The following is a 12446-nucleotide window of genomic DNA, read 5'->3' as shown; positions in this document are numbered from 1 at the left end:
GAAGTATGCTTTTGTTATTTCTTCTAGTTTGTACGAGAATCAGCAAATTGTCAACTATTTTCTTTTTCTTTCCCAAACACGTAAATAAGGGGTAGGGTCAAATGCCCACTCATGACGGCCATTATATTTATACATACCAAAATGTAAATGAGGGGGGAATTTTCCTTGCGTACCTGGAGAGCCATAACCAGAACTTCCAACATATCCGATGACATCACCTGGTTTGACAATATCTCCTTCTTTTAATCCTTTTTTAAACCCTGTTAAATGAGCGTAGTAATAATAAATATTGTTTGTATCTCTTATTCCAACACGCCACCCCCCATATTTATTCCAGCCTAGGACTTCAACATACCCATAAGAAACACTTCGTACTGCTGCACCATAAGAAGCGAAGATGTCAGTCCCTTCGTGTATTCTTCGCCCTCCCCAGCCTCTTGTATCTCCCCATGTACTTCGATAGGAGTAACTGTTCCATTTGGGAATTGGGAAAACCCGTTCTGCTAATTGAAGGGTATTAAAGGTTTTGTAGATGAGAGCGATTTCATCAATGATTTTGGCTGGTAACTCGCTTTGATAATAATCCATTAAAGCATTCTTGAGGCTATCTTTTGTCGTCCCATACCGACTTAGATAATTTAAAAAAGCAACAAGAACATCAGCATCATTATTTCGATCAGCTAAACCATCCCCATCCCCATCTACACCAAAACCATTAAAAAACTGAATTCGCATTGGATTTTGATCTTCGGGATTTGGATTGAGAAAACCGGCCCATTTTTCTTTTGAAAAATAGATGCTGATTAGACCTTTTTTTATAGGAAGATCCTGCCTGACAGGTTGAATATTTCTTTCATACTGATCAATGGCTGCAATATAGTACCATGGGATTTGATAAATATTATCCATGGTTTTATATAGCTCCATTCTCGTTTGAAACAGATCGTCTTGTTCTCCTTTAGCTAAACTCTGTATAGGAATCGTTGAAACTAAGCTGATAATTATTAAAGTGCATATTAATCGTTTGTTTAACAGTCTCATTTCCATCTCTCCAAAATCATCTTTAGTTCAATTCATTTAAATAGTTTTTAAAAAAGTTTCCTTTTCTATGTATAAAGGAAAATGGTAAAATTGACCTGAAATTTATCTCGAAAAATATAGTAAGGGAGATCATGAAGAATATGAAAAATAATCTAAATGAACATATTGATAAACAAATGGTAAAGATAGAGGTTTCCCTTGATGACATGAATCCAGAATTTTATGGATATATCATGGAACAATTATTTAGTATGGGTGTAAATGATGTATATATTGTACAAGTGATCATGAAGAAAAATCGTCCTGGACAAGTTCTTCATATATTATGTAGAGAGGAAATTCGAGAAAAGGTGATGGATTTTCTTTTTCTTGAAACCACCACTCTAGGCATCAGGTATACTCCCTATACAGTTCATCGTTTAGAAAGAACATTTATAGAGGTGGAAACAGAGTGGGGGAAATGTACAGTGAAGATCGGGAAACGAGAAGGCAAAATTGTTCAAATAGCCCCTGAGTATGAAGATTGTGTACGGTTAGCAAAAGAACATCAGGTTCCAATTAAATGGGTCTATGATCTGGTAAAGGAAAAAGGATATCAGTGGGCAAAAGAACAATAAGAGCTAATCGATGAATGATCATTTCTACAGGCATTTTATGATAAAGTTATTTACAAAAGGATCAAATAAAAAGGGAGATATTTTATGAATGACAGACAATATAAATTGTTAGTATTTCTCTTAAATAATGATCAATACGTAACTATTCAAGAATTAGCTGATTTACATCAGTGTTCAGAAAAAACTATAAGAAACGACTTTAAGATAATCGATCAATGGTTGCAGCAGAAATCAAATGGCATTTTAATAAGGAAACCAAATATTGGTGTATATCTACAAGTCGATCCTTTTGAAAAGAAAAAATTGCTGAATGAAATTTCAAAAGAAAAAATTCTAACCGAAGATGAAAGAAAAAAGGAAATTCTAAAATGGTTACTACGACAAGAAAAAGAGATAACAATTGAAGATTTAGTGAAACAATTTTATGTTAGTAAATCAGTAATACGAAAAGATCTAGAAAATATTGAAAAATGGCTAAATCGTTTTGGACTTCAACTTATACGAAAGACCAAGGTTGGTATTAAGGTTGAAGGAGAAGAAAAGCTACGGCGTTTTGCATTATCAAAAATATACGATGATTGGTTTGAACCCTATGAAATTTCCTTAGTTAAAAAACATCTCCTTGAGTTTGAACAATTATTTACCTTTTCTTTCTCGGATGAGGCGATAAAAAATTTAATTATTCATATACTAATTTCGATAAAACGAATTAAATTAGGGCATTACATAAAAATGGATGCTGAAAATTTAAAACAAATACAAAATCAAAAAGAATATCATGTAGCTTTACAACTGGCAGAGCGATTAAAAAAAGCCTTTGTTATTAATTTTCCTCCTGCTGAAATAGCATTTATTGCATCTCATTTATCAGGTGCTAAAATTCGTTATGACTATTTATTACTACAGGAGGGAGCTTTATCACAGCTTGATAAAGTAATTATTCAGTTTGCAAAAGAATTGATTGAAGAAGTTTCAAAGATTACAGGAGAAAACTTTTTTAACGACCAAGAGTTGTTTATTGGTTTAGCCATACATTTGCAGTCAGCTTTAAACCGTTTGAAATATCATTTATCCCTCACAAACCCATTGGCAAGTAAAATAAAAAAAATGTATCGCTACATGTTTGAAGTAGTTATATCAGTTATCCCTTTTATTCAAGAAAAAACTAATTTTTTTATTCCAGAAGATGAGATTTCCTATATAGTTTTACATTTTCAAGCTTCAGTAGAGAAAAGAAATAATAGAGTTGGATCGAATAAAAAAGCTATCATTGTTTGCCATATGGGAATAGGGATGTCTCAACTCTTAAAAACAAAATTAGAGCGGAAATTTCAATCGTTACAAATCCTTGATGTAGTACCTGCTTCTGGCTTGAATAAAGCTCTTGAAAAGAACAAACCTGATTTCATCATTAGTACAATACCAATTGAAAATAAAGAAATTCGTACAATTACAGTTACACCATTATTTTCTGAACAAGAACAAAAAAAGTTAGAAAATTTTATATTAGAATTAGAATATGTATCCAAGCAAGCGAAATATCCAACGTTAAAAAGTTTTATACACCAAGAACTAGTTTTTTTAGATGTAGATTTCAATCAATATTATGAACTGATTGAATTTCTAGCCAATGCTTTAGCTGAAAAAGGGTATGTCTCTATAGAATATAAGGAGAGTGTTATTAAAAGAGAACAGGTAGGATCTACAGCAGTTGGTGGTGAAATTGCTATTCCCCATGGAGATCCAAAGCTTGTGATTCATTCCACTATAGCTGTTGCAAGATTGAAAAGGACAATAGATTTGAATGGTGAAAAAATTAATTTTGTTTTTCTGATGGCTACAAAACTAGCAAAATCAGATCAAATTCAAATTTTATTTCATGAAATTGTTACTCTTGTTGAAAATGAGAAAGATTTGGAACGCTTAAAAGATGTGAATACCGTAAATGAATTCTTGAATAACCTTTAGATTTATTTTTACCACATATTGTGGAAAAAATTGATCCTAAACCTATTATTTTTTAATGCATAATAACAATATAGTTAAACGCTTTCAAATAATAATAGGAGGAATACAATATGAAGTTATTAGCGATTACTTCTTGTCCAAACGGAATAGCCCATACTTATATGGCAGCTGAAAAATTGTCAAGAACAGCTGAGAAGTTGGGTATTCAAATTAAAGTAGAGACCCAAGGATCAATAGGTGTAGAAAATGAATTAACAGAAGCAGAGATTAAAGAGGCTGACGGAATTATTATTGCCGCTGATAAAACGGTTGATAAAAATCGTTTTGTAGGAAAAAAGTTAATTGAAGTAGCTGTAGCGGAAGCGATTAAAAACCCAGAAGGGTTAATTCAACCATTTATAGATGGTAAAGTTGAAGTATATGGAAAAAAATTAAAATCAGTGGAAGAAGTAAAAAAGGAAAGAAAAGCAAAACAAAATCCAATTTACCGCCATTTAATGAATGGTGTATCTTATATGATTCCATTCGTTGTAATAGGTGGGCTTTTAATTGCTTTATCACTAGCTATAGGCGGAGAACCAACAGCAAAAGGATTGCAGATTCCTGAAGGTTCAATTTGGCAATCAATCCTTAATGTAGGCGTTGCGGGTTTTACTTTTATGGTTCCAATTTTAGCTGGTTTTATTGCAATGAGTATAGCTGATCGTCCTGGTATTGCACCTGGTATGATCGGTGGATATATTGCGGCAAATGGTAGTTTTTACGGAAGTAGTGCAGGAGCTGGATTTATTGGTGGTATCATTGCTGGTTTCCTTGCTGGTTATATCGCAAAGTGGATTAAATCTTGGAAGGTACCAAAAATGGTACAACCGATTATGCCAATTCTAGTAATTCCACTTCTAACAACTTTACTTGTTGCATTTATCTTTATTGGTATTCTTGGTCAACCTATCGCAGGAATTATGGAAGGTTTAACTAATTGGCTAAATGGTATGCAAGGTGCAAGTTCAATTGTTTTAGCTTTAATATTAGGTGCTATGATTGCATTTGACATGGGTGGACCAGTAAACAAAGTTGCTTTCCTTTTTGGTTCTGCGATGATTGCTGAAGGAAATCCTTATATTATGGGGCCAATAGCAGTTGCTATTGCTGTGCCACCGCTTGGAATGGGGTTAGCTACATTGCTAAATAAAAAGAAATATGAAAAAGAAGAATTAGAAGCTGGTAAAGCTGCATTGGCCATGGGACTTGTTGGGATTACAGAAGGAGCCATCCCTTTTGCAGCAAAAGATCCACTTCGTGTCATCCCAAGTATTATGACAGGCTCTATGGTAGGTGCTGTTATTGCGATGTTAAGCCATGTTGGAGATAATGTTCCTCATGGTGGACCGATTGTTGCTATCCTTGGTGCTGTTGAAAATTCGTTGATGTTTTTTGTAGCTATTATTATTGGTGCAATTGTTACTGCTTTTATGGTCAATAGTCTTAAAAAGAACATACAGGAGTGAATAAATTGAATTTAACTGAACTTTTGACGGAGGACATGATCATACTTGATTTAAAAGGAGAATCTAAAGTAGAAGTCATTCACGAATTGATTTCTTTACTTGAACATAAAGGATTTTTAACTAATAAAGAGGTATTCACAAATGCAGTTTTTCATCGAGAAGAAGAAGGAACTACAGGAATTGGTTTCAATATAGCAATTCCACATGGAAAATCTAATGCTATTAAAAAACCAGCTGTAGTTTTTGGAAAAAAAGAAAATGGCATTGATTGGAATAGTTTTGATGGAACTGATGCAAAATTAATTTTTCTTATTGGGGTTCCTGAGAAAAATGCTGGAGATGAACATTTAAAAATTTTACAATTGCTATCAAGAAAATTAATTGATGATGATTTTCGTAGTGCTCTATTAGACGCACCAACAAAAGAAGATATCATTGAGCTTTTAGCACAAATTTAAGGGGAGAAATCTCCCCTTTTTTAATAACCGTAGAAAATCTTTTTAAAAGGGGTAGTTTTATGGACACTTATATTTTGGAGCCTATTTTTCTTAAACCAGTATTTAAAGAAAGAATTTGGGGTGGAAATAAATTAAAAACGATGTTTCACTATAACATCCCAAGTAACAAGACAGGGGAATGCTGGGCTATATCAGCTCATCCTAATGGAGAAAGTGTTGTGACTAATGGATTATATAAAGGAATGACCTTAGGAGAACTATATGAGGAACATAGGGAACTTTTTGGGTATATAAATGATGAAAAATTTCCTTTATTAGTAAAAATTTTAGATGCCAACGATGATTTATCGATACAAGTTCATCCTAATGATGAATATGCGAACCATTATGAAAATGGAGAATTAGGCAAAACAGAATGTTGGTATGTGATTGATTGTAATGAAAATGCTGAATTGATTTATGGACATCATGCAAAAAATAAAGAAGAATTAACTGAAATGATCGAAAAACAAGAATGGAATCAACTTTTGCGTAAAATTTCGATTCAATCTGGTGATTTTATTTATGTTCCAAGTGGTACTGTTCATGCCTTAACAAAAGGAACGGTGGTTTTAGAAATCCAACAAAGCTCTGATGCAACCTATCGAATTTATGATTATGATAGATTGGATGATAAAGGCCAGTTGCGAGAATTGCATTTAGACAAAGCAATTGATGTCATTCAAGTCCCACATCAAGATTACTTAATACAGCCTGTTAAAACAGAAAATCAAGGTCTAATTATTACCACTTTTATTAAAAATGAAACTTTTACTGTTCAAAAGTGGGGAATAAAGGGAAAGGCACAATCTATACAAAATCAGTCATTTATGCTTTTTAGTGTATTAAATGGAAATGGCGAAATTGTTAAAAATAGTAAAAGTTATACCTTTAAAAAAGGGGATCACTTTATATTGCCTTTTAATTTTCAAAATTTTCTCATTCAAGGTGAAGCTAATGTTATCGTTTCTTATTAATAATATTTTACCTACCGGCGTATGCCGGTTTTTTAAATTAAGGGAAGTAGGAATTTATAACCTTTATGATCCAGAAGTAATTTTAATCGGAGGGGGAATTAGTGTAAGAGAAGATTTCCATCAAAATGCTAATCTTCTAGGTGCTGTATATGGCATTATTAAAATAGAGGTTAAATAATGTTGTTAAGGTAAAACAAACAGTAAATACTGGATAGGTTACTAAAGTGGAAGATGGCTAGTTTTATGGAACAGTTTTTTGAAAAGAATCTAATATCGCTTAATTATTTCCTCTAGTTAGAGGAAAAACAATGTGTGTTGTTGAAAGCGCTTGTAATTTAAAATGATAGTATAAGTTGAACTTGTTAAATTTCTTGTTTATTACACATCTTTTGGGAGGAATTATTTATGAAACGTATTTTATTAGCTTGTTCATCAGGAATGTCTACAAGCCTATTGGTAGCTAAAATGAAGGAGGTGGCAAAAGAAAAAGGAATTGAGACAGAAATTTGGGCTGTTGCACAAGATAAGGCACCAAAGGAAATGGAAAAAGCAGATATTCTATTAATCGGACCGCAAATGAGATTTTTGAAAAAGAAATTTTCAAAAGTTGCTGAGGAATTGGGTATTCCTTTGGAAGTGATTGATCCAGTGGCATATGGTCGAATAGATGGTGAAGCTGTTTTGAATAAAGCTCTTGAATTATTAAGTAAATAAAATATAAAGGGGAGAGAACTATGAACAAATTTATGGAAGTATTAGAAAATATCTTATTGCCAATTGCTGATAAATTGAATAACAACCGATATTTAACTGCACTTCGTGATGGTTTTATGGTGGCTTTACCGTTGATTATTTTTGGTTCCATATTTGTTGTAATCTCCAATTTACCCTTCCTCGATCGAGTGATTAGTAAAGAGGCTTTTGCAGCATATCAAAATGCGCTCGGCCCCGCATCTGCCGCAACGCTAAGTATTATGGGCTTGTTTGTCATTATTGGTATCGGATATAAGCTGACTGAGCATTATGGCGGAGAAGCTATTTATGGAGGTATCGTTGCATTAGCAGCATTTCTGATTTTGACACCACAAGTACTGGAAGACGTCACAGGCGTTATTCCAACATCTAGTCTTGGTGCTCAAGGAATGTTCCTTGGAATTTTCACAGCATTTTTTGCAGCTGAGCTTTACCGTTTTTTTGTAAATAAAAATTTGACAATCAAAATGCCTGCTGGTGTACCGAATGCAGTATCCAAATCGTTTAGTGCATTGATTCCCATAACGCTTACATTATCTGTATTTTTGCTAATTCGGATTATTTTCAGTTACACTCCTTTTGAAACTGTACAAAACTTTATCTATACAATTATTCAGCAGCCTTTGACCAAATTGGGCAGTGGCTTGATCGCTACAATTGTTGCAGTAGTGCTTATTCAACTATTTTGGTTCTTTGGTTTGCACGGTCAAATCATTGTAAACTCGGTATTTGACCCGATCTGGTATACATTGAATGATCAAAACTTACAGGCTTTTCAAGCAGGTACTGAGCTTCCAAATGTTATTACAAAACAATTTATCGATTCGTTTTTGGTTGGTATGGGCGGATCTGGAATGACTTTGGCTGTTGTTATTTTGATCTTTATTATTGGACGAAGTAGACAGATGAAAGAGTTAGGAAAATTAGGAGGTCCATCCGGTATCTTTAACGTTAACGAACCGATTATCTTTGGTCTGCCGATTATCATGAACCCATTAGTGCTGATCCCATGGTTGTTGGCACCGGTTGTTGTAACGATTATCACGTATTTTGCCATGTCGACTGGCATGGTTCCAAAACCTGCAGGGGTAATCGTTCCATGGACAACCCCAGTAGTATTAAACGGATTTCTTGCAACAGGAAACGCATGGCAAGGCGGAGTATTACAGGCATTTAACCTGCTCGTTGTAATGGCTATCTGGTGGCCATTCTTGAAAATACTTGATAAAAATTATTACGAAAATGAGAAAAAAGACTCAAAATAAAATAAAGTTTGATTCATCAATTGACAATTGTATGAATGGCTCCAATCGAATGCTTTCTGGAGCCTTCTTAATTGGTTATTTAAGAACTGTATAAACTTAAGCCAATTGTTGATACACCAAGCTACGGGGAAACAAAAAGAAACTAAAGTAAATCCTGTTCAAATATATTCAGACTTCAGAGGTGACAATTACATGGATTCTATAACAGAAATAGCTTTCCAAATTATTTTAAATGCCGGAAATGGTAAATCCAATGCTATGGAAGCCATACAAGAAGCGAAAGCGGGAAATTTTGAAGAGGCCGACCGGCTTATAGAGGAAGCCAGTGCCGAGCTCGGCAAGGCACATGGCTATCAAACGAAGTTGCTTCAAGAAGAAGCAGGTGGAAATGGTGCTTCTGTCAATGTTATTTTGGTACATTCACAAGATCACTTAATGACTGCAATGACTGTAAGGGACCTAGCAATCGAGATTATTGAAATCTATCGGAACAAATAGTGCTGATAGATAGTCATCGTTTATATATGTATTTCCGGATTGATGGATAACATAGCGCAGATGGCGTTTATATCCAGGGTGGACTCCAATCTTTGTAAATCTGGTAGAACGTAACATTCAAAAAGTTTTTCGTTCGTCTAGCAGAAAATTTTATAGGAGGTATTTGTATGTCTGTACAGTATAAATTCCCTGAAGGTTTCTGGTGGGGAAGCGCGACTTCGGCAACACAAATTGAAGGAGCAGCAAATGAAGGCGGGAAAGGTAAAAATATTTGGGACTACTGGTATGAAAAAGAACCAAATCGATTCTTTGAAAATATTGGCCCTGAAACTACTTCCGACTTTTATCACAAATACAAAGAAGATATACAATTGATGAAAGAAATAGGCCACAATACATTTCGCATATCCATTTCCTGGTCTCGCTTAATCCCGGGAGGACGTGGAGAAGTGAATCAAGAGGCAGTAAAATTTTACAATAATGTGATTGACGAACTCATAGCGAATGACATTGAACCATTTGTGAACCTTTTTCATTTTGACATGCCGTTGGAATTACAACATGAAGGTGGATGGGAAAATAGACAGGTTGTCGACGCTTACGCAGCATATGCAAAGGAAGTTTTTCGATTGTTCGGTGATCGTGTGAAAAAATGGTTCACTTTTAATGAGCCGATTGTACCAGTTGAAGGCGGCTACCTTTATGATTTTCACTATCCAAACGTTATTGATGCAAAACGTGCGGTGCAAGTTGCCTATCATACAATGATTGCTCACGCCAAAGCTGTCGAGACTTTCCGTACATTTAATATTAAGGATGGAAAAATAGGAATTATTTTAAATCTGACACCTTCTTATCCAAGAAGCCAACATCCGGCTGATTTAAAAGCATCTCATATCGCTGATCTTTTTTTCAACCGCAGTTTCCTGGATCCAGCAGTTTTGGGGAAATATCCAGAAGATTTGATCGAGATTCTAAGGGAACATGGTCATCTTCCTGTTACACAAAAAGGGGATAAGGAACTTTTGAAAGCAGGAAAAATCGATCTTCTGGGGGTCAACTATTACCAGCCTCGCAGGGTAAAAGCAAAAGAACATTTGCCTAATCCATACAGCCCATTCATGCCTGATTGGTTTTTTGATAACTATGAAATGCCTGGCAGAAAAATAAATAAATATCGCGGATGGGAAATTTATGAAAAAGGTATCTATGATATCATGATTAACCTGAAAGAAAACTACGGTAATATTGAGTCATTTATTTCTGAAAATGGAATGGGTGTCCAGGATGAAGAGCGATTTGTAGAGAACGGGGAAATTCAGGATGACTACCGGATTGAATTTATCCGTGAACATTTGAAATGGCTGCACAAAGCAATTGAGGAAGGCTGTAATGTAAAAGGATATCATCTTTGGACGTTCATGGATAACTGGTCATGGATGAATGCGTATAAAAACCGTTATGGCTTTTTCTCTGTAGATATTAAAACAAAAAAAAGAACTAAAAAAAAGAGCGCACATTGGATCAAAGAAGTTTCTAAAAATAATGGATTTTAAAAGAATGGAAATTCTTAGTAACTGTAGTTAAGGATTTTAATAAGAGCTGGCAGAAAATTTAGAAGCAATAATTCAAATTCATGCGATAACAACTAGAATTTGCGAGGCAGAATCTGGATTCATGGACAACAACCAAAAGATAATAAACAGCCGATAAAAAGATTTGTCAAGGGGTGAGAGAATGCAGGGGATTAAAATTGTAACGATTGGTGGAGGGTCAAGCTATACACCAGAACTTATTGAAGGTTTTATCAATCGATATGATGAATTGCCGGTTCGTGAGCTATGGCTTGTTGATATTCCCGAGGGAAAAGAAAAGTTGGAAATAATAGGTACGCTTGCAAAACGGATGGTTGAAAAAGCAAATGTTCCGATTGACATCCACTTATCACTTGATCTCAGGAAAGCATTGCCAGGTGCTGATTTTGTGATAACACAAATTCGTGTCGGTCAATTAGAAGCACGGGCCAAAGATGAAACAATCCCTTTAAAATATGGGGTAATTGGCCAGGAAACAAATGGTCCGGGAGGATTGTTCAAAGGTTTACGTACTATTCCTGTCATTTTGGATATTAGCAAGGATATGGAAGAGCTTTGCCCTGATGCATGGCTGATCAATTTTTCAAATCCCGTCGGCATGGTTACAGAAGCGGTACTTCGCTATAGCAACATTAAAACTGTCGGTTTATGCAACGTTCCAATTGGTATGCTTATCGGTGTGGCAGAAATGCTTCAGGTTGATCCAAACAGAGTCCATATTGATTTTGCGGGCTTGAACCATATGGTATATGGACTGAATGTTTATCTGGATGGAAAAAACGTTACCAAAAAAGTTGTGGACATGCTTAGCAGTGGTGCCGGCATGACTATGAAAAATATTGTTGATCTAGGCTGGGAAAAAGATTTTATCAAAGCGCTTGGAATTTTACCATGCCCCTATCATCGCTATTACTATCAGACGAGTAAAATGCTTGAAGAGGAACAAAAAGATTTTGCGGGAAAAGGAACTCGCGCTAAAGTCGTCCAGCAATTGGAAAAAGAACTTTTCGAATTGTACAAAGACCCTGGGTTGGTAATAAAACCAGCAAAATTGGCAGAGCGTGGTGGGGCATACTATAGTGACGCTGCCTGCAGTTTAATCAATTCTATCTATAATGATAAACGTGATATCCAACCGGTTAATATAAGAAACAATGGTACAATTGCCAGTATCCCGGACGAATCAGCGGTAGAAGTGAGTTGCGTAATCACAAAGGAAGGCCCAAAACCAATCAGTATTGGAGATTTGCCTGTTGCTGTCAGGGGGCTTGTGCAACAAATTAAATCTTTTGAACGAGTGGCTGCAGAAGCTGCAGTTACTGGTGATTACCATAAGGCACTTCTCGCTATGACAATCAATCCATTGGTTCCTTCTGATGCAGTCGCAAAACAAATTTTGGATGAAATGCTTGAAGCACATAAAGACTATTTGCCACAGTTTTTCAATGCAGCTGTAGAAAAGTAAGACAACTGAATTCTTTTTCGCCATTTTTTCAGAGAGTTGTTCATGGGCTTTACCGATCAAAAAGTTTTTATAAAGAGATTCGTTCAACAAGCCCTAAGTAAATCATTGTTTTTACTAAAATGGAGCTCTCAATTAGGATCCTATTAGCGATTAATTTTTTACAAAGGATAATTCCATGGGAATTTTAAAAAAGATAAAAGATTACGTTATTTTTATCTGGACTGTATCAGGAACAAAATGCAATCTTACTTTTTTATAAAAT

At 35.0% G+C, this 12446-nt stretch carries 10 protein-coding genes and 1 pseudogene; 10 read left to right on the top strand and 1 reads right to left on the bottom strand.

Annotated elements, in window-relative coordinates; translation table 11 throughout:
* Positions 1-54: 54 nt before the first annotated feature.
* The gene (locus TEPIDINF_RS08425) at positions 55-1041 is read right to left on the bottom strand and encodes a M23 family metallopeptidase (protein WP_068725647.1); all 987 of its coding nucleotides are present in this window, start codon (positions 1039-1041) and stop codon (positions 55-57) included.
* A gap of 71 nt (positions 1042-1112) precedes the next feature.
* Here TEPIDINF_RS08425 and larC2 point away from each other — a divergent pair, with 71 nt between their 5' ends.
* From larC2 to TEPIDINF_RS08375, 10 genes and pseudogenes are all read left to right on the top strand, one after another.
* A complete protein-coding gene (gene larC2 / locus TEPIDINF_RS08420) occupies positions 1113-1658 on the top strand; it encodes a nickel pincer cofactor biosynthesis protein LarC2 (RefSeq protein WP_321164182.1) in 546 nt (181 codons plus the stop codon).
* Between the two features lie 84 nt (positions 1659-1742).
* Positions 1743-3626 carry a BglG family transcription antiterminator gene (locus tag TEPIDINF_RS08415; protein WP_421691747.1) on the top strand — a complete coding sequence of 628 codons (1884 nt, stop codon included), beginning with the start codon at positions 1743-1745 and terminating at the stop codon, positions 3624-3626.
* Between the two features lie 110 nt (positions 3627-3736).
* Positions 3737-5592: pseudogene (locus TEPIDINF_RS08410) on the top strand (fructose-specific PTS transporter subunit EIIC).
* A gap of 59 nt (positions 5593-5651) precedes the next feature.
* A complete protein-coding gene (gene manA, locus TEPIDINF_RS08405; protein ID WP_421691746.1) occupies positions 5652-6608 on the top strand; it encodes a mannose-6-phosphate isomerase, class I in 957 nt (318 codons plus the stop codon).
* On the top strand, positions 6589-6786 hold the full coding sequence (locus TEPIDINF_RS08400) for a hypothetical protein (protein ID WP_421691745.1): 198 nt from the start codon (positions 6589-6591) through the stop codon (positions 6784-6786). Before manA ends, TEPIDINF_RS08400 begins: the two co-directional genes overlap by 20 nt.
* 227 nt (positions 6787-7013) lie before the next feature.
* Entirely contained in the window at positions 7014-7322 is a 309-nt protein-coding gene (locus tag TEPIDINF_RS08395; protein ID WP_069800581.1) for a PTS sugar transporter subunit IIB, read from the top strand.
* Between the two features lie 20 nt (positions 7323-7342).
* Complete coding sequence (gene celB / locus TEPIDINF_RS08390; RefSeq protein WP_421691744.1) at positions 7343-8626, top strand: PTS cellobiose transporter subunit IIC; 1284 nt, start codon at positions 7343-7345, stop codon at positions 8624-8626.
* A 192-nt stretch (positions 8627-8818) separates the two neighbouring features.
* Positions 8819-9124 (top strand): PTS sugar transporter subunit IIA, encoded by a 306-nt coding sequence (locus tag TEPIDINF_RS08385; RefSeq protein WP_069800577.1) that lies wholly within the window; start codon positions 8819-8821, stop codon positions 9122-9124.
* A gap of 167 nt (positions 9125-9291) precedes the next feature.
* On the top strand, positions 9292-10680 hold the full coding sequence (locus TEPIDINF_RS08380) for a glycoside hydrolase family 1 protein (RefSeq protein ID WP_421691743.1): 1389 nt from the start codon (positions 9292-9294) through the stop codon (positions 10678-10680).
* Between the two features lie 181 nt (positions 10681-10861).
* Positions 10862-12184 (top strand): 6-phospho-beta-glucosidase, encoded by a 1323-nt coding sequence (locus TEPIDINF_RS08375; protein WP_421691742.1) that lies wholly within the window; start codon positions 10862-10864, stop codon positions 12182-12184.
* The last annotated feature ends 262 nt before the right edge of the window (positions 12185-12446 follow it).

Origin of the sequence: Tepidibacillus infernus, assembly GCF_048898065.1 — a bacterium.
In the GTDB taxonomy this organism is placed as follows: Bacteria; Bacillota; Bacilli; order Tepidibacillales; family Tepidibacillaceae; genus Tepidibacillus_B; species Tepidibacillus_B infernus.
Note: the sequence above shows the minus strand (reverse complement) of the source record. Positions and strands in the feature narration are given on the sequence as shown.

Bases quoted from the DNA above. Each gene is read 5' to 3' on its own strand.
- TEPIDINF_RS08425 (WP_068725647.1), bottom strand. From the start codon at position 1,041: ATGAGACTGTTAAACAAACGATTAATATGCACTTTAATAATTATCAGC.
- TEPIDINF_RS08415 (WP_421691747.1), top strand. From the start codon at position 1,743: ATGAATGACAGACAATATAAATTGTTAGTATTTCTCTTAAATAATGAT.
- manA (WP_421691746.1), top strand. From the start codon at position 5,652: ATGGACACTTATATTTTGGAGCCTATTTTTCTTAAACCAGTATTTAAA.
- TEPIDINF_RS08400 (WP_421691745.1), top strand. From the start codon at position 6,589: ATGTTATCGTTTCTTATTAATAATATTTTACCTACCGGCGTATGCCGG.
- TEPIDINF_RS08395 (WP_069800581.1), top strand. From the start codon at position 7,014: ATGAAACGTATTTTATTAGCTTGTTCATCAGGAATGTCTACAAGCCTA.
- celB (WP_421691744.1), top strand. From the start codon at position 7,343: ATGAACAAATTTATGGAAGTATTAGAAAATATCTTATTGCCAATTGCT.
- TEPIDINF_RS08385 (WP_069800577.1), top strand. From the start codon at position 8,819: ATGGATTCTATAACAGAAATAGCTTTCCAAATTATTTTAAATGCCGGA.
- TEPIDINF_RS08380 (WP_421691743.1), top strand. From the start codon at position 9,292: ATGTCTGTACAGTATAAATTCCCTGAAGGTTTCTGGTGGGGAAGCGCG.
- TEPIDINF_RS08375 (WP_421691742.1), top strand. From the start codon at position 10,862: ATGCAGGGGATTAAAATTGTAACGATTGGTGGAGGGTCAAGCTATACA.